The sequence below is a fragment of the Empedobacter sp. UBA5987 genome (genome assembly GCF_002429865.1).
GTDB lineage: Bacteria > Bacteroidota > Bacteroidia > Flavobacteriales > Weeksellaceae > Empedobacter > Empedobacter falsenii_B.
The window spans coordinates 14,257-31,873 of the sequence record NZ_DJBB01000059.1 but is presented as its reverse complement, the minus strand read 5'-3'; the positions used below and the strand labels follow the sequence as shown (position 1 = coordinate 31,873).

The 17,617-nt window shown below is 33.3% G+C and carries 17 protein-coding genes; 2 read left to right on the top strand and 15 right to left on the bottom strand.

What is annotated here, in order from left to right; translation table 11 throughout:
• Nucleotides 1-7 precede the first annotated feature (7 nt).
• Nucleotides 8-778, top strand: a complete 771-nt coding sequence (locus B3J26_RS09955) for an alpha/beta fold hydrolase (protein WP_291074361.1) — start codon at nt 8-10, stop codon at nt 776-778.
• A 32-nt stretch (nt 779-810) separates the two neighbouring features.
• Here B3J26_RS09955 and B3J26_RS09950 read toward each other — a convergent pair whose 3' ends face one another.
• From B3J26_RS09950 to mutS, 7 genes are all read right to left on the bottom strand, one after another.
• Nucleotides 811-3,306, bottom strand: a complete 2,496-nt coding sequence (locus B3J26_RS09950; RefSeq protein WP_291074359.1) for a cation-translocating P-type ATPase — start codon at nt 3,304-3,306, stop codon at nt 811-813.
• A 140-nt stretch (nt 3,307-3,446) separates the two neighbouring features.
• Entirely contained in the window at nt 3,447-4,211 is a 765-nt protein-coding gene (locus tag B3J26_RS09945; RefSeq protein ID WP_291074358.1) for a C40 family peptidase, read from the bottom strand.
• Nucleotides 4,211-4,858 carry an O-methyltransferase gene (locus tag B3J26_RS09940; protein WP_291074357.1) on the bottom strand — a complete coding sequence of 216 codons (648 nt, stop codon included), beginning with the start codon at nt 4,856-4,858 and terminating at the stop codon, nt 4,211-4,213. The genes B3J26_RS09945 and B3J26_RS09940 overlap by 1 nt, the downstream gene beginning before the upstream one ends.
• A 68-nt stretch (nt 4,859-4,926) precedes the next feature.
• Nucleotides 4,927-5,550, bottom strand: coding sequence for a DoxX family membrane protein (locus B3J26_RS09935; protein WP_291074355.1), 624 nt, complete (start codon nt 5,548-5,550; stop codon nt 4,927-4,929).
• A gap of 140 nt (nt 5,551-5,690) precedes the next feature.
• A complete protein-coding gene (acs, locus tag B3J26_RS09930) occupies nt 5,691-7,595 on the bottom strand; it encodes an acetate--CoA ligase (RefSeq protein WP_291074353.1) in 1,905 nt (634 codons plus the stop codon).
• Between the two features lie 97 nt (nt 7,596-7,692).
• The gene (locus tag B3J26_RS09925) at nt 7,693-8,496 is read right to left on the bottom strand and encodes a M48 family metallopeptidase (protein WP_125348750.1); all 804 of its coding nucleotides are present in this window, start codon (nt 8,494-8,496) and stop codon (nt 7,693-7,695) included.
• 10 nt (nt 8,497-8,506) lie between these two features.
• Nucleotides 8,507-11,062 (bottom strand): DNA mismatch repair protein MutS, encoded by a 2,556-nt coding sequence (gene mutS, locus B3J26_RS09920; protein ID WP_291074351.1) that lies wholly within the window; start codon nt 11,060-11,062, stop codon nt 8,507-8,509.
• 80 nt (nt 11,063-11,142) lie between these two features.
• On the opposite strand from mutS, the gene B3J26_RS09915 reads away from it, so the two are divergent.
• Complete coding sequence (locus B3J26_RS09915; RefSeq protein WP_291074349.1) at nt 11,143-11,673, top strand: RNA methyltransferase; 531 nt, start codon at nt 11,143-11,145, stop codon at nt 11,671-11,673.
• Between the two features lie 53 nt (nt 11,674-11,726).
• Here B3J26_RS09915 and B3J26_RS09910 read toward each other — a convergent pair whose 3' ends face one another.
• From B3J26_RS09910 to B3J26_RS09875, 8 genes are all read right to left on the bottom strand, one after another.
• A complete protein-coding gene (locus tag B3J26_RS09910; RefSeq protein WP_115001464.1) occupies nt 11,727-12,179 on the bottom strand; it encodes a GNAT family N-acetyltransferase in 453 nt (150 codons plus the stop codon).
• 235 nt (nt 12,180-12,414) lie between these two features.
• On the bottom strand, nt 12,415-13,782 hold the full coding sequence (locus B3J26_RS09905) for a deoxyguanosinetriphosphate triphosphohydrolase (protein WP_286484788.1): 1,368 nt from the start codon (nt 13,780-13,782) through the stop codon (nt 12,415-12,417).
• A 79-nt stretch (nt 13,783-13,861) separates the two neighbouring features.
• The gene (locus B3J26_RS09900; RefSeq protein ID WP_221854340.1) at nt 13,862-14,194 is read right to left on the bottom strand and encodes a hypothetical protein; all 333 of its coding nucleotides are present in this window, start codon (nt 14,192-14,194) and stop codon (nt 13,862-13,864) included.
• A gap of 17 nt (nt 14,195-14,211) precedes the next feature.
• A complete protein-coding gene (locus B3J26_RS09895; RefSeq protein WP_291074346.1) occupies nt 14,212-15,024 on the bottom strand; it encodes a TPM domain-containing protein in 813 nt (270 codons plus the stop codon).
• A complete protein-coding gene (locus B3J26_RS09890) occupies nt 15,005-15,445 on the bottom strand; it encodes a TPM domain-containing protein (RefSeq protein WP_125348743.1) in 441 nt (146 codons plus the stop codon). Before B3J26_RS09890 ends, B3J26_RS09895 begins: the two co-directional genes overlap by 20 nt.
• Before the next feature lie 5 nt (nt 15,446-15,450).
• The gene (locus B3J26_RS09885; protein WP_125348741.1) at nt 15,451-16,053 is read right to left on the bottom strand and encodes a LemA family protein; all 603 of its coding nucleotides are present in this window, start codon (nt 16,051-16,053) and stop codon (nt 15,451-15,453) included.
• A gap of 114 nt (nt 16,054-16,167) precedes the next feature.
• Nucleotides 16,168-16,635 (bottom strand): ABC transporter ATPase, encoded by a 468-nt coding sequence (locus tag B3J26_RS09880; RefSeq protein WP_125348739.1) that lies wholly within the window; start codon nt 16,633-16,635, stop codon nt 16,168-16,170.
• Nucleotides 16,636-16,808: 173 nt separating this feature from the next.
• Nucleotides 16,809-17,600: a (Fe-S)-binding protein gene (locus B3J26_RS09875; protein WP_038332021.1), complete on the bottom strand. Its 792-nt coding sequence runs from the start codon at nt 17,598-17,600 to the stop codon at nt 16,809-16,811.
• Between the last annotated feature and the right edge of the window lie 17 nt (nt 17,601-17,617).

Sequence of the window (17,617 nt, the reverse complement as noted above, 5' to 3'; positions counted from 1 at the left end):
ACATAAAATGGAAATAGAAAATAGTTTAGAAATCAACAACGCCAATATTCATTATGTTCACCACGAAATAAATCCAGAAAATCCAACACTTATTTTTTTACACGATTCCTTAGGTTGCACCCAACTTTGGAGAGATTTCCCAAAAGAAGTTGCCGAAAAAACAAATTGTAATTTATTCATCTACGATAGAAAAGGTTATGGAAAATCGTCGCCTTTTACCATTGATCGTCGCGAATTGACTTACATACATGATGAAGCAGATTTTCTAAATGATTTGGTTCAATATTTCAACTTCAAAGACATTATTTTATTTGGACATAGCGATGGCGGATCGATTGCGTTACTTTATGCTTCGAAATATCATCAAAATTTAAAAGGAATTGTTGTAGTTGGTTCGCACATTATTGTAGAAGAAATTTCTTTACAAGGAATCAGAGATGCAAAAATTGCATATGCAGAAACTAATTTGAAAGAACGTTTGACAAAATATCATGGCGATAAAACGCAGAAAGTTTTTGAGATGTGGACAGAAACTTGGTTACGCCCAGATTTTATTGATTTTGATATTCGAAAAGAATTGCAAAACATCGAATGTCCAACTTTGGTTATTCAAGGAATTGATGATGAATATGGTTCGATTGAGCAAGTAAATGGAATTATCAACAATGTAAAAGGAAGAAAAGAAAGTTATCTTGTTCCTGATGCAAAACATACACCTTACAAAGAGAATAGGACGCCGACTTTGGCAAAAACAGTTGAGTTTATTGATTCGTTATAACGAATCAATAAACCTAAATATTACCATTTTACTCAATTTTTTCTCCTACGTTTAATCCATTTATAAACTTCAAACCACAATACAGATAACATTGCTACAAGCATCGCCATTCCTAATTCTTTTAGATTCAACGAAGAAACTTTAAAAAATAAAGAAATTGGCTTTATATACAGTATTGTAAAAAGTATAAGCAATGTAAGAATTGTAACGCCAACCATTAAATTATTTTTATTTTTAAAACTTGACCATAAACTATAATAAAATGAGCGATTGGTTAAACTCAACCAAACATTCGAGAAAATTAACGTTGTAAAAACCATTGCACGTGTTTTCTCTTCATTTCCTCCAAGTTGATAAGTATATTGATATACAAACAATAATCCTAATGTAATTATAATTCCTTGAATAATACTTGTTGAAAGCTCTTTCCAATTCAAGAAAGTTTCGGTCATAGGACGAGGTTTTCTTTTCATCGAATCTTTTTCCAATGGTTCATTTTCATACACAATAGAACAGGTTGGTCCCATTACCAATTCTAAGAAAATAACATGAACCGGTGTGAAAATTTGCGGAAAAGCCCAACCTAAAAACAACGGCAATGAAACAATTAATATAATTGGAATATGAATCGAGATAATGTATTGAACAGCTTTTTTAAGATTCGTATAAATGCGTCTTCCAGCAGCTATTCCGATAACTAATTTTCCTAAATCATCATTTGTTAAAATTAATTGCGCAGCTTGTTTGGCTATTTCAGTTCCTTTTTCGCCCATTGCAACACCAATGTGTGCGGCTTTCAATGCTGGTCCATCGTTTACTCCGTCGCCCAACATTGCAACTACTTCTCCATCCTCTTTCAAAGCTTTCACGACGGCTAATTTTGCTTCGGGAAACATTCGTGCAAATAAGACTTTTTCGTCGGCTGCTTTTAATAATTCTTTTTCAGAAAGTTGTGTAATTTCACTTCCTGTAATACTATCTTCAGCATGAATAATTCCTGCCTGATTCGCAATACTCATCGTAGTTTCGGCATTATCGCCTGTAATTACTTTTACTTTTATTCCGGCATTATATATTTTCTCGAAAACCTCATTTATTCCCTTTTTAGGCGGATCATAAAAGACAACAAAACCTAACAATTCAAAAGGTAAATCTTGTTGTTGTTTTGGAAAATCGTTTGAATTAAAAGTAGATTTTGCAACACCCAAAAGTCGGAAACCTTTTGTTCCAAAATCGCGAATGACGTTTCGTAAATGATCTTTTTGTTGATCAGAAAGATTCGAAACTTGTAAAATAGCTTCTGGAGCACCTTTTGCCGCAATTATTCGTTGATTTTTATTATTTTTAAAACAATGCGTCATCATGGGAGGCTTCCCAGATAAAGGATATTCGAAAAACATTTGATATTGATTACGTTCATCAAGCTGCGTTTGTTCGTAAACTCGGTGCAACGTTTTTTCCATCGGATCAAACGGAACAGGTTCACTACTCCACATTGCATATTGTATAATCTCAGAAATTTCGACATTTTTGAATTGATTTTCATCAAAAACAGAAGACGTTTTTGCATCATAAATCGCTTTCAATTTCATCGAATTTTCGGTAATTGTTCCTGTTTTATCACTACAAATAACAGTTGTACTTCCTAAAGTTTCGACAACGCTACTCTTTTTTACAATAATTCCTTCGCGTAATAATTTCCATGAACCCAATGCCATAAATGTGGTAAATGCAACTGGAATTTCTTCGGGTAAAATAGACATTGCCAAAGTCAAACCGTTTAATAAACTGCTTACAATGTCTTTTGTTTGAAAATAATTGAATCCGCAAACCATTACAAAAACAATGATTCCAATGATTGCCATTCCTTTCACAAATTTTTCTATCTGCAATTGCAAAGGCGACTTCTCTTCTTTTATAGATAAAATTGAGGTTCCTATTTTCCCTAATTTTGTTTCTGCTCCAATGGCCGTCACTTCAAAAATAGCCAATCCAGAAACCGTTAGGGTTCCACTGTAAATTTCTGGATGATCTGTATCTTTAAAAACCGACATACTTTCGCCTGTTAAAGCAGATTCATTCACCGAAAAATCATTGCTATGAACAATATTTCCATCCGCATTGATCATTTTTCCTTCTTCCGTCACGCACAAATCACCAATTGTAATTTCGTGTGTTGGAATCTCAACTAATTGTCCATTACGGATAACAGAACTCAAAGGTTCGTTTAACTTTTCTAACTCTTGCAGAGCTTTTTGATTACGAGAATCTTGATAAAAAGAAATTCCTGTCACCGCAACAATCGACACAAACATAAATGCAGCTTCGCCCAAATCACCAACCAACACATAAATAATTGATACCGCAATCAAAATTAGTGTCATTGGTTCTTTTAAAATATCAAACAATAAACTGTACCAAGCAGAATTACGTTCACCCTCTATTGCATTATCTCCGTATTGTTGTTGAGCTTTTTTGACTTCAGAATCAGATAATCCTTTTAAATTTTCAGGAATTTTTATAGACATTATTTCAATCGATTAGTGCCTACTAAAGTTACAGCTAAATCCAATTAAAAAATAGTTTAATCATTGATTAAGTCCTATTTAGATTTGATTTCAATTAAAACAAAAAAATCATTTCTTTCGAAATGATTTTTGCTCTATTATTAAGGAATTAATTTTCGAATGCATCGCAGTTTATGCGAATATTTTTGAGAATCGGTATTGAAAATTCCATTTGTATCGATTGGGTCAATGCGAACTTTTCCGTGTGCATGCAAAATCTTACCATTGCCACACATAATTCCGACATGAATAATTAGACCTTCTGCATTATCAAAAAAAGCTAAATCGCCTGGTTCTGCTTCTTCTACAAAACTCAAAACTTCACCCATTTCCGCTTGTTGATAAGCATCTCTCGGAATTTTGTAACCTCCTATTTTGTACACTTGTTGCGTTAAACCAGAACAATCAATTCCAAAAGAAGATTTTCCGCCCCACAAATAAGGCACATTTAGATAGGCTTTTGCAATTTCTACCAATTGATCTTTTGATTTTTTACCAGACGTATATACCCCAAAATATTCAAAACATTTTGGACCAATTTTGATTTTACTTTCATTCAAAGTACGAACCTCAGCTCCAATTGTCAATGTCATTGGCAAGCCATTTTCCATCGCATGATTATACGGATTAATTGCAAATTTCTCGATCGAATCTTTATTATATTCTTCTTCCAAAATTTCTACAATTTGTTTTGGATCAAGCCAACCTTCATAACCATCAAAAGCTAACTGAACTTTTGTCCATTTTTCTAATTCTTCTAAAATAATCAACTTTTCTCCAAACAAAACCTGACTCACCATTTCTGATGAATCTCTTGCTTCGTAGCGCAATGGCGCAACACTTACTTGACAAATGGCGTACTTCATTATTTTTTTCGAATTAACGTAATTCCATCACGAATTGGTAAAATGATCGATTCGACACGTTCATCTTTCGTTACCATCTCATTAAATTCTTTCAAGATTTTTGTCGAAGGATCTTTTTTATCTTCCTCCTCCATCATCACTTTTCCGTACCACAACACATTGTCAACTAACATTGCTCCTCCGGGACGAAGAAGTTCCAAAACCTTCTCGAAATAATAAGGGTAACTCTCTTTATCGGCATCAATAAAAGCTAAATCTACAGAATCTTTTTCAATTGTGTTCAATTCTTCACGCGCATCATTGATTCTGAAATCAATTTTTGAGGCAAATTCTGATTCATCAAAATACTTTCTGCAAAGATATTCTAACTCATCATTTTTATCCATCGTAATGATTTTTCCATCAGCAGTCAAACCTTCCGCCAAACACAATGTTGCGTAACCTGTGAAAGTTCCTAACTCTAAAATAGTTTTAGGCGCTAAAATCTTCGACAAAATGCTTAACAAACGACCTTGGTATTCGCCCGAAATCATGTGTGGCTGCGTTGTACATTGATAAGTTTCAACACGTAAACGGCTCAAGATTTCAGGTTCTTGATTCACATGATGATCTAAATACAATTCTAAAACTGGTGAAATTTTTATCATACCTTTAAAAAGTCTACAAAATTACAAAAAATGCATTGAATCTCGGCTATATAAAGGATATTTAGATATTAAAATAATTTATTTAATGACTTAATCATTAGAGTAAAACTTTCAATTGTATTATTATAATCTGTTATTAGTAAATATAATGTTTTCATAAGAAGGTAAAAAAGTTCTATAAAAATAGCTCCAATTGGAACTAAAAAATATATCCAGAACTTGTGTTTGTACTGATTATCATATTTACTAAATAAATGTTTAATAGCAGGAAGAAATCTACTTCTATTGTGGTATAAAATCAAAAAACATAAAATGATATAAATGATTAAACGTGATCTAAATGCTAATTTCAATGTTAAAGGCATGACAGTTTCATCAATCAAAAGAATATTAGAAATAAGTATCAGAAATAATAGCGTCCCTAAAATAACTGTTCGATTAAAAAGTAATAAAATAGCAGTGATGAGTTGCATAATTCCTATCGTAAATTTGAATGGCTGATGTTCAAACAAATGCCAACTAATTCTGAAGAGTGATAAATCTTTTATTGGCGTATTTAATTCTTCAGGTCTTAATCCAAATTGACCATCTAATAATTTACTCCAACCGTAATTAAAAAATGTGATTGCTAATAAAAATCTTGCACAGATTATAAAAAAGTCAAACCATTTTGAATTTAGAAATTTATTCATCACTTAGTTTTAATAATCACTAATTTACTAAATATTCCTCCAAAATAATCAAACAAAAAAAGCATTACTTTTGGGGTAATGCTTTTAGTTTTGAAAATTATTTTGATAAACTTAAGCTAAATCTTAACCTCAGCCTTACTTTAAACTTTTCCGTTCTGAATAACTGTTACAACATCTGGGTCTAACAATGTTGATGTATCACCAAAATCACTTTCGTTACTTGCAATTTTTCTCAAAATACGACGCATAATTTTTCCGCTTCGCGTTTTTGGTAAACCAGAAACAAACTGTATTTTATCTGGTTTTGCAATTGCTCCAATTAATTTAGAAACTCCATTTTTTATTTCTGCTTCAAGTTCTGGTGAACCTTGTACTCCATCTTGCAAAATTACGAAAGCATACAATGCATTTCCTTTGATATCATGAGGATAGCCAACAACTGCGCTTTCCGCTACAGCTTCGTGTTCATTTATTGCATTTTCTATTGGCGCAGTTCCTAAATTATGACCAGAAACAATCACCACATCATCTACACGTCCTGTAATTCGATAATTTTCCATTGCATCTCGATACGCTCCATCTCCTGTAAAATAATATCCTGGAAATGTTGAAAAATAAGTTTCTACATAGCGTTTATGATCACCATAAATAGTACGAGCCATAGATGGCCAAGGAAATTTAATTGCTAAACGTCCTTCTGCTTTCTCATTTACTGCTTCTACTTCTTTTCCATGTTCATCCATTAAAACTGGCTGAATTCCAGGAAGTGGTAATGTTGCAAACGTTGGACGAAGCGGCGTAATTCCTGCTAATGGAGAAATCAAAATAGATCCTGTTTCTGTTTGCCACCATGTATCTACAATTGGACAATTTCCTTTTCCAATATAATCATTAAACCAGTGCCAAGCTTCCTCGTTAATTGGTTCACCAACTGATCCTAAAACTTTAAGACTTGATAAATCATATTTCTCGACATAATCTAACGATTCACGAGCTAACGAACGAATTGCTGTTGGAGCTGTATAGAAATGTGTCACTTTTAATTTTTCGACAATTTCCCAAAAACGTCCAAAATCTGGAAAACTTGGAATTCCTTCGAACATTACCGAAGTTGCTCCACAAGCCAAAGGTCCATAAATAATGTAACTATGTCCTGTAATCCAACCGATATCTGCTGTACACCAATAAATATCGTTGTGTTCCATTTGGAAAATATTATCGAACGAATAAGCCGTTTCCACCATATATCCACCACATGTATGCACCATTCCTTTTGGTTTTCCCGTAGAACCAGAAGTATACAAGATAAACAAAGGATCTTCAGCATCCATAATTTCCGCAGGACAATTATCGTCTACTTTATGCATTTCATCAATCCAAAATTTATCACGTCCACCAACCATAGAAGTAGGCTCGATAGCACGACGATAAACGATACACGACTGAATAGAAGCACAATCTTTTAAGGCTTCATCACAAATTGCTTTTAAGTTAATTGATTTCGTTCCACGAAAAACTTCGTTTGCTGTCACCAAAACCTTACATTGCGCATCGTTGATACGAGAGGCAATTGCAGCAGAAGAAAATCCTGCAAAAACAATAGAATGTACCGCGCCAATACGAGCACAAGCTAACATCGCGATGGCTAATTCTGGAATCATTGGCATATAAATACACACACGATCTCCTTTTTGTACGCCATTATTTTTTAAGACATTCGCAAATTGGCAAACTTTTGAATGCAATTGACGATATGTAATAATTCGAGATTCTTCTAAAGGATTATTTGGTTCCCAAATTAAAGCTGTTTTGTTTCCATTTTTTTCCAAATGACGATCCAAAACATTTTCGGTAATATTTAGTTGTCCACCTTGAAACCATTTAAAATCTGCTTGTTCAAAATTATATTCAAGTGTTTTGTCCCATTTCTTTTGCCAAACGAAGTTTCCAGCAATTTTATCCCAAAATTTTTCAGGCTCCTCGACACTTTTTTTATACGCTTTCTTATATTCAGAAAACGAATTGATTCTAAAATTGTTAATCATTTTAATTTTAATTGTGGTTTTGAATACTAAATATAAAAAAAGCGAATCAATTTATCAAATTAACTCGCCTATATTTTACAAATGAATAAAAACTATTCTATTTTTCTTTATACGGACTTGCATTGTAATATGCTAAAGCAGTTGGTAAGGCTTCCTTTATTTTAGCCATACGCGTCGCATCCGAAGGGTGAGTACTCAAGAATTCTGAAACTCCTGCATTTCCACTTTTCGCCGCCATACGTTCCCAAAAAGGAATTGCTTGAGAAGGATCATAACCCGCCATCGCCATTAAATACAATCCTGTAACATCAGCATCTAATTCCATTTTACGAGAATAGTTTAGTAAACCAACTTGTGCACCTACAGGATATAATTGTTCAAAAACTTTTGCATATTCTGCATTTCCAATGGATCCACCAACTATTTGTCCTAAACCTTGTGCGGCCATTTGCTGAGAAGCTTGCTCCGCACTATGACCAGCCAAAGCGTGACCAATTTCGTGACCTAAAACAACAGCCAATCCAGTTGCATCTTTGGTAACAGGTAAAATACCTGAATAAACCGCAACTTTACCTCCAGGCATACACCATGCATTTACTTCGTTTGCATTTAACAACGTAAATTGCCATTGATAACCTTGTAATTGAGAAGATATTCCCTTTTCTTGATAATATTTTTCAGCGGCATATTTTAAACGTTCCCCTACTGTTTGCACCATTTTAGCATCGGCAGTACCTGTAATTACTTTCCCTTGTTTAAGAATTTGAGAATATTGATTGTAAGCTGTCGGAAATAAATCTGCATTAGAAACTAATGACAACGATTTACGTCCGGTAACAGGGTTTGTAGCACAAGAAGCTAAGACTAAAGCTCCTGCTACGGTTAAAATTATTTTCTTCATATTTTTAAGTTTATTTACCAAGTTTCTTTTTGATTTCGTTCAATTTCATCAATGCTTCAACAGGTGTTAATGTATTGATATCTGTGTTCATAATTTCTTCTCGAATCGATTCTAAAATAGGATCATCTAACTGAAAGAAACTTAATTGCATATTATCTTGCGTTATTTTCTCCGTTTTATTCGAGATTCCTTCATCTGTTTTCGTTGCTTCCAAAATTTTCAACACATCATTTGCTCTGTCCACCACTCGTTTTGGCATCCCAGCCATTTTAGCAACATGTATACCAAAACTGTGCTCACTTCCTCCTGGAACTAATTTTCTCAAAAATAATATTGTATCTTTTGTTTCTTTGATACTAACATTAAAGTTTTTGATACGTTCCATCGATTTTGACATTTCATTCAATTCATGATAATGCGTTGCAAACAATGTTTTTGGTTTCAAGGCACTTTGATGTAAAAATTCTGCAATTGCCCATGCAATCGAAATTCCATCGTAAGTCGAAGTTCCTCGACCAATTTCATCCAATAAAATCAAACTTCGTTCCGAAATGTTATTTAAGATACTTGCTGTCTCATTCATTTCGACCATAAATGTCGATTCACCTGATGAAATATTATCTGAAGCACCAACTCGAGTAAAAACTTTATCAATGATTCCTAAATCTGCAGCTTGAGCTGGAACAAAACTTCCCATTTGCGCCATCAAAACAATCAAAGCAGTTTGACGTAAAAGCGCCGATTTACCAGACATATTTGGTCCAGTAATCATAATAATTTGCTGATGATCCGAATTTAACTCAACATTATTCGACACATATTGTTCACTAATTGGTAATTGTTGCTCAATCACAGCATGACGACCTTCTTTTATATTTAGTTCAAAACCATCATTAAGAGAAGGTTTTGTGTAATTATTTTTCTCTGCTATTTCTGCAAAAGTTGACAAAACATCCAAAAATGCAATTGCTTTTGCCGTTTGTTGAATCGGTAAAAGTTTAGTGATAATTTCTTGTAACAATTCAATAAATAATTGATTTTCTATAGCAAGAATTTTTTCTTCTGCACCAAGAATTTGTGTTTCGTACTCTTTTAATTCTTCGGTAATATAACGCTCTGCATTCACCAAAGTTTGCTTACGAATCCATTCTTCTGGCACTTTATCTTTGTGCGTATTTCGAACTTCAATATAATAACCAAACACATTATTGAACGCAATTTTCAAAGACGAAATTCCAGTTCGTTCTGTTTCGCGTTGACACATTTGATCCAAATAATCTTTCCCAGAAAACTGAATTTTTCGTAATCGATCCAATTCTTCTGAAACACCTTCTCTAATTACATTTCCTTTTACAATTTGATGCGGAGGCTCGTTAGAAAGTGTATCAAAAATCTTTTGTGTTAAATGATCAATTGGTTCGATTCGAGAAAATAAATCTGCAACTTCTTTGATATTCGATTGTTCAGCAACTTCTTTTATTTCTTCCGAAATTTTCAAACTTTGTGCTAATTGTTGCAATTGACGAGGTGTAATTTTACCTGTCGAAACTTTTCCAGCCAAACGTTCTAAATCGGTTAATTGACCTAATTTTTCTCGCAAATCGTAACGTAAATCTCCAAATTTGTAGAAGTATTCGACAATATTTTGACGACGTTGAATTGATTTCAAATCTTTCAACACCATTACCATCCAACGATTCAACAAACGTGCTCCCATCGGAGTTTTGGTATCGTCTAAAACATTTAATAACGTAACACCTTTTGGATGTGGAGAATAAACCAATTCGAGATTGCGAATCGTAAATGGATCCATCCACACAAAACTATCTTGATTAAGACGCTGAATAGATGTTAGATGCTGAATTTCGAAGTGATGTGTGTCATCCAAATAAGCTAAAATTGCACCCGCAGAAATGATTCCATCTTTTAAATCCTCAATTCCAAAACCTTTTAAATTCTTAGTTTTAAAAAGATTGGTTAATTTATCAATTGCAAAATCATATTGAAAAGCCCAATCATCTAACAAAAATTTACTTTTGACATCAGAAAAATTATATTTGACACGTTTTTGATAAATCACTTCACTTGGTCGAAACGATTGAATAATTTTTGCCACTTGATCTTCTTGTCCTTCAGAAACTAAAAATTCTCCCGTCGAAACATCCAACAAAGCTATTCCAAAAGCTCTATCACCTTGATGAACAGCCATCAAAAAATTATTCGATTTTGACGATAAAACCTCATCTTGCAATGCAACACCAGGCGTAACCAACTCTGTAACACCACGTTTTACGATACCTTTTACCATCTTTGGATCTTCGAGCTGATCGCAAATTGCAACACGCAAACCAGCTTTCACCAATTTTGGCAAATAAGTATTCAAACTATGATGAGGAAAACCTGCCAAAGCACTATTATCAGAGCCATTGGCGCGTTTCGTTAAAACTATATCTAAAATGCGAGAAGCTCGCACAGCATCTTCTCCAAATGTTTCGTAAAAATCTCCCACACGGAACAACAACATCGCATCAGGATATTTCGCCTTGATCGTGTTATATTGTTTCATTAGAGGAGTTTCCTTATTCTTTACTACTTTTGTCAAATTATTATAAATTTTGAACAGCTAAGTTAGTTAAAAACGAAGTGATGAGAAAACTAAAATTAGACGAATTAGGTCGCGTTTCTGCGGAAGAATATAAAGCTATTGAAAAACACCCGATTGTTGTGGTGTTGGATAATGTGAGAAGTATGCACAATGTTGGTGCAGTTTTTAGAACTTCGGATGCATTTTTAATTGATAAAATTTATTTGTGTGGAATTACAGCAACTCCGCCTCATAAAGAAATTCATAAAACGGCAATTGGTGCAGAAAATTCTGTTGATTGGGAATATATAAAAGATTCGAATGAATTGATTGCAAAACTGAAAGAAGATGGTTATCAAATTGTAACGATTGAACAAACGGAAGGTTCTGTTTTGTTAAATGAATTTGAAGTTGACCAATCTCAGAAATATGCAATTGTGATGGGAAATGAGGTTGATGGTGTGCAACAATCAATCATTGATCAATGTGATACGTGTATCGAAATTCCACAATCAGGAACAAAACATTCGCTTAATGTTTCGGTTTGTACAGGAATTATTTTATGGAAATGGTATGAAAGTTTTATGAAATAGCGTTAAGCAAAAATATAAACTCCAACTTGAATAGAAGTTGGAGTTTTTTGTTATTAAAAATTCACCGAAACATTAATCCATTCTGGATCAAAATCTGCGTTATATTTTTTATAGAAATTAATTGCAGGTTCATTCCAATCCAGAACTTGCCAAACCATTCCGTGGTAATTATTCGCTTTTCCATAAACAATTAATTCATCCAATAATAATTTACCAATTCCAGAACCGCGCATTTTTTCGGTTACAATCAAATCCTCCAAATATAATCTGCGTCCTTTCCAAGTCGAATAACGATCGTAATGCAACGCAATTCCTTCCACATTTCCGTCCACTTCTGCAACCAAAGAACCCCAAACTGGTTTATCTCCAAACCCGCATTCTTCCATTTCTTCTAAGGTTACCGTTACTTCGTCTGGTGCTTTTTCGTATAAAGCTAATTCGTGAATTAACTCTAAAATTCGAGGACAATCTTCTTTTCTTGCTTCTCGTATTGTTACATTTTTCATTATTGTGTGATGTTATTTAGTTATTCGTTATTCGAGACTAGAAATTAGTTATCTAGTTTACGAAACGTAGAATTCATTATTTTTTGTCATTCTGAATATAGCTTCAGCGAAATGAAGAATCTATAGATTCCTCCATTCGTCGGAATAACAAATTCGCTAATTTTTGATGAGATACTGAAACGAGTTCAGCATGACAATTTCTCTAAATTCGAGCTTCGTATTTCTAACTTCGTACTTAAATCGTCATTCCAATTTCGATTCCTTTGATACGACGATATAATTCTGTTGCGTAATTATCAGTCATTCCCGAAACATAATCCAAAATTCCCATTACCTTTTGATACTTTGTTCCTTTCTCATATAAAAACTGAGCAGGAACTAAACGCAAGGCTTTTTTCTCAAACGTTTTGCGTTCTTTTTCATCTTTTAAAATTGGAGGAATAAATTGCGAAAGCAATTCTGACATTACATTATAACCTGCATTTTCAATTTCGAGAACAGAACGATGATTATAAATATTTTCAATCGAGAAACGTTGAATTTCGTCTAAAACTCGTTTCGTTACTTGTTCCGTTTCATTTTTAATCACATCTAATAACGCCGTTTTAAATTCTCCTTTTACAATTTGATCAAAATTATTTTGGTAAACTTCAACCGATTTTTGCGTCAATAAATTAATTGATTTTGCACGTAAATAGGCTATTCGATCATTTTTATCTGAAATTGATTTTAATGTATTTTTTGTTTTATCAATTTGAGATGGATCTAAAGATTCAACTAAATTCAAAAATAATTTTCGGCATTTATCATGATCAATAATTCCTAAACGTTGCGAATCTTCGACATCGATAATCGAATAACAAATATCGTCAGCCGCCTCTACCAACCACACAAACGGATGTCGCTTGTAAATAATTGGTGAATCTTGTTCCAAAATCATATTCGTTTTTTCAGCAATTGTTCGGAAAGCTTCCTTTTGCGCCTGAAAAAATCCAAATTTCTTGCGATGCAATTGACTTTTATCTTTTGCAACCGATTCACATGGATATTTTGCAATCGCAGCCAATGTTGAATACGTCAAACGTAAACCACCTTCCGATTTTCCGTTTTGTTGTTGTGTTAAAATTCGAATTGCATTTGCGTTTCCTTCAAAATTGATTAAATCAGCCCATTCGGCTTCAGTAAAATATTGTTTCAAATCTGTTTCATGGCGATCAAAATAAGAAGCAATTGCATCTTCGCCCGAATGTCCAAAAGCTGGATTTCCGATATCGTGACACAAACATGCCGCTGAAATAACATCGTGAATACTATATTTATAAAATTCTTGTGATTCTTTTGTTAATTTATAATTTTCGGAAATAAACTTTCCTACCAAATTTCCCATCGAGCGTCCAACAGACGAAACCTCTAACGAATGCGTCAATCGATTGTGGACAAAAACACTTCCTGGCAAAGGAAAAACTTGCGTTTTGTTTTGCAAACGACGAAAGGCAGACGAAAAAATAATACGATCATAATCGCGCTGATATTCTGATCTCGCATCCGACGTATCGTTTGTATTGCTGCGTTGATTGGTGTAAATATGATTGAGAAGTTCCATAAACTGATTTAGAAAACGAATTTAACGAATAATGTTCAGTCATAAAAAAATCCGAACGGTTTCGTTCGGATTTTTGGGTTTATTCGTGAAATTTTAAAAGATTTTTCATTCTTTCTGTAATATATTCATCTTGAAGAAAATTTGCTTCATTAAAGTTTAAATCAAACTTATATTGAACAGCTAACTCTTTTAGAATTTCAATTTCAGCTTTTATCTCTCCTTCAAACCAGTTGTCCCAAGCAAACAAAATTATTTTTTCATTTTTAGCTAATTTGTAAAAGTCGAAATCAATTGATTTATCAAAAATTTCATCATCATATTCACAAATAATTTTCCATTTATCTTTTACTAATTCATTAATAATTAAATAAAAAATATCAGTTTCAATATTTGTGACAATTTTAAAATTCATTAATCAAAATAGTATTTCTACCAACTACCAGAAGCACCTCCGCCTCCGAAGCTTCCGCCACCGAAGCCACCAAAGCCGCCTCCGCCGCTAGATGATCCACCCCAAGAACTTCCTCCTGAGCCGAAACCTCCACCACCGAAAACAGAACTTCCTGTGTTCATGATGATAATATCGTCTAACAAACTTCTTCGTCTACCGCCATTTCCGCCATTATTACCTCCTCTACCTTTCGAAATAATAATGAAAATAAAAATGAAAAATCCTATGGCAAAAATCAATGCAAACCAATCCATTTCTGGTTCTTGAGATTTTGCTTTGTCTTGTTTGTATTTTCCTGCAAAAGCTTGAAAAATAGAATTGACTCCAGCATTTATTCCGCCAGCGTAATCACCTTGTTTGAAATACGGAATAATAACATTGTCAATAATCGATTTGTTGACACTTGGTGGTAGATAAATTTGAGCTCCATAACCTGTTCTAATCGTAATCTTACGATCTTGTTCACTTAAAACAATTACAACTCCATTATCTTTTCCTTGTGTACCAACTTTCCATTTTTCACCAATATCATTTGCAAACATTTCTAATGGATAACCATCTAGAGACTTCACTGTTAATACCAAAATTTGAGTAGATGTTGAATCATCATAGGCTACTAATTTTCGTTCTAATTCATCCAATTGCATTGCATCAAAAACATGAGCATAATCTTGCACAAGCTTTTTTGGCGGATGTTTCATATTAACCAATTCATCAGGCGTTTGCCCAAAAACGGTTAAAATGGAAAGAAAAAAAGTTAGAAAAAAGTATTTAACTGTAGCTAATTTCATCTGGTAATTCGTTTGTATCATCCTCTTGATGAGGAAAATATTTCTTAAGTGCTTTGCCGGTTTTCTTAATTCCTTTGCAAAGTCCTTTTACATAATGTTCTTTTTTGAAATGCTTGACAACATCTGCTTTTATATCGTCCCAAAAGTCGTCTGGCGTTGCATTGTCAATTCCTTCATCTCCGATAATCGTAAAATTATGATCGGTTGGTGAAACATGAAACAACACACCATTTCTATCTTTGGTTTTGTGCATTTCTAATCGTTCAAACACCTCTAAAGCTTTATCAAAATGATTGGGAGAAGATTCGAATTCAATATGAACTCGAATTTCCCCACTTGTATATTTCTCCGCTTTTTGGATGGCTTCGATTATTTTTTTTTCATCTTTTGAGGAAAGAAATTTATGTTTCTTATTTCCCATAATGATTAGAATTCTACTTTAGGAGCATTTTCAGATCCTGCAGCAGCTTTGAAATAACCTTTTTTCGTAGCACCTGTAAAACCAGCGATTAAGCTGTTAGGGAAAGTTATAATCATGTTATTGAATTTCTCTGCAGCATCGTTGTATTTTTTTCTCTCAAATAAAACTTCTTGCTCGATAGAAGATAATTCTGCTTGTAAAGAAGTAAAGTTTTGATTGAATTTAATATCCGGATATTTTTCAACAGAAACCAATAAACGGCTTAATGTAGATCCTAATTGATCTTGAGCTTGTTGAAATTTCGCAATATTTGCATCTGTTAATTGACTTGGATCATCAATTTTAATTTGATTAGAAGTCGCTTTTGCACGTGCATCAATTACAGCTGTTAACGTTTCTTTTTCCATATTCGCAGCACCTTTTACCGTGTTCACTAAATTTGGAACTAAATCTGAACGTTTTTGATATGTATTTTCTACATTCGACCATTGTTTTTGTACACCTTGGTCTGTTGTTTTAATCGTATTCGAAACTCCAATTCCCCAGAAAACGATTCCTGCAAGAACTAAAAGAATCACTCCGCCAATAAGACATCCTTTGTTTTTCATAGTATTTTTAATTTATTATTACGTAAAAATAGTGTTTTTTAAACAATTTTTTATCAAAAATAAAACCGAGCTTATTTCTAAACTCGGCTTTACTATTTTTTGGATTTTAAACGTTTAATTTAATAATGTTTTTGCCCAACTTTCTTCAATCGGTAATAACCAATTTTGCTTAAAATCATTCAAAGAAGAAATTCCATTATTGAAAACTTTTACATTTTTGATTTCTCCTTCTTTTACTTTTTGTTTGAATGTTGGTAATTTTTCGATAAAAACTTCCTGTTCATTTTCATACGAAACTAACATTCTGTTCAATAAATCGAACGAATAATCTGCATCAATTTCGCGTACGATTTTCGTTAATTTATCGATAGAACAACCACTTGCTGTCGCTTGATTTTCGTCTACACCAACTACAATAAATTGATCATAAGGTAAATCAAAATCAGCTAAAAGTTCAGCGCCATGCGCATTCCAATCCGCTATAAAAGTATTTAGTTTAGCTGTAATAGCTTGCTTTTCTTCTGTTGAGAATTTACGATTGGCTTGAAAAATCCAAATTCTTGAATCGTCTGCTAAATTCATTTTCTCTTTGTTTAAAATTTGTGTTTCAAAGATACGGAAATTTTAGATGTTAGATGTTAGATGTTAGATGTTAGATGTTAGATGTTAGATGTTAGATGTTAGAAAGCTAAAATTTTTACATAAAAAAGCCATCTCTTTGAGATGGCTTTTTTATATTATTTTTATAAATTCGATTATAAATCTTTCGCTTCCATAATCAATTCAGCTAAGTCTTTTACCATAACCGTTGATTCTTTTTCGAAGTGTTTTACACCGTCTGTCATCATTGTATTACAAAATGGACAACCTGTTGCGATAATGTGCGGCTCTTTCTCTAAAGCCTCTTCTGTACGTTCTACATTGATGTCTTTGTTTCCTTTTTCTGGTTCTTTGAACATCTGCGCTCCACCAGCACCACAACATAATCCACGTGTTTTGCAACGTTTCATTTCGACTAATTCGGCATCTAATTTTTCGATTAATTCACGAGGCGCTTCATACACATCGTTACCGCGACCTAAATAACAAGGATCGTGGAAAGTGATTCGTCTTCCTTTGAATGTTTCAGAACCTTCTAATTTCAATTTACCTTCGTTGATTAACTGTTGTAAATATTGAGAATGATGCAAAACCTCATACTCTCCACCTAAACTTGGATATTCATTTTTCAACGTATTGAAACAATGTGGACAAGTTGTAACGATTTTTTTCACTTCGTAAGCATTCAGAACTTCAATATTCATCATAGCTTGCATTTGGAAAACAAATTCGTTACCAGCACGCTTTGCAGGATCACCTGTACACGATTCTTCTGTTCCTAAAACGGCGAATTCTACGCCAATATTATTTAAAATTTTAACGAATGCTCGTGTTATTTTTTTAGCTCTGTCATCAAAACTTCCGGCGCAACCAACCCAAAACAAAACTTCTGGTTGTTTGCCTTCGGCCATATATTGAGCCATTGTTTTAACTGTAATATTTGACATATTTTTTTGTAGTCTTT

Coding starts and splice junctions, on each gene's coding strand:
- B3J26_RS09950 (WP_291074359.1), bottom strand. CDS start 3,306: ATGTCTATAAAAATTCCTGAAAATTTAAAAGGATTATCTGATTCTGAA.
- B3J26_RS09900 (WP_221854340.1), bottom strand. CDS start 14,194: ATGAATTTTAAAATTGTCACAAATATTGAAACTGATATTTTTTATTTA.
- mutS (WP_291074351.1), bottom strand. CDS start 11,062: ATGAAACAATATAACACGATCAAGGCGAAATATCCTGATGCGATGTTG.
- B3J26_RS09955 (WP_291074361.1), top strand. CDS start 8: ATGGAAATAGAAAATAGTTTAGAAATCAACAACGCCAATATTCATTAT.
- B3J26_RS09880 (WP_125348739.1), bottom strand. CDS start 16,635: ATGAATTTAGCAGACGATTCAAGAATTTGGATTTTTCAAGCCAATCGT.
- acs (WP_291074353.1), bottom strand. CDS start 7,595: ATGATTAACAATTTTAGAATCAATTCGTTTTCTGAATATAAGAAAGCG.
- B3J26_RS09925 (WP_125348750.1), bottom strand. CDS start 8,496: ATGAAGAAAATAATTTTAACCGTAGCAGGAGCTTTAGTCTTAGCTTCT.
- B3J26_RS09945 (WP_291074358.1), bottom strand. CDS start 4,211: ATGAAGTACGCCATTTGTCAAGTAAGTGTTGCGCCATTGCGCTACGAA.
- B3J26_RS09940 (WP_291074357.1), bottom strand. CDS start 4,858: ATGATAAAAATTTCACCAGTTTTAGAATTGTATTTAGATCATCATGTG.
- B3J26_RS09910 (WP_115001464.1), bottom strand. CDS start 12,179: ATGAAAAATGTAACAATACGAGAAGCAAGAAAAGAAGATTGTCCTCGA.
- B3J26_RS09875 (WP_038332021.1), bottom strand. CDS start 17,600: ATGTCAAATATTACAGTTAAAACAATGGCTCAATATATGGCCGAAGGC.
- B3J26_RS09915 (WP_291074349.1), top strand. CDS start 11,143: ATGAGAAAACTAAAATTAGACGAATTAGGTCGCGTTTCTGCGGAAGAA.
- B3J26_RS09890 (WP_125348743.1), bottom strand. CDS start 15,445: ATGGGAAATAAGAAACATAAATTTCTTTCCTCAAAAGATGAAAAAAAA.
- B3J26_RS09885 (WP_125348741.1), bottom strand. CDS start 16,053: ATGAAAAACAAAGGATGTCTTATTGGCGGAGTGATTCTTTTAGTTCTT.
- B3J26_RS09935 (WP_291074355.1), bottom strand. CDS start 5,550: ATGAATAAATTTCTAAATTCAAAATGGTTTGACTTTTTTATAATCTGT.
- B3J26_RS09905 (WP_286484788.1), bottom strand. CDS start 13,782: ATGGAACTTCTCAATCATATTTACACCAATCAACGCAGCAATACAAAC.
- B3J26_RS09895 (WP_291074346.1), bottom strand. CDS start 15,024: ATGAAATTAGCTACAGTTAAATACTTTTTTCTAACTTTTTTTCTTTCC.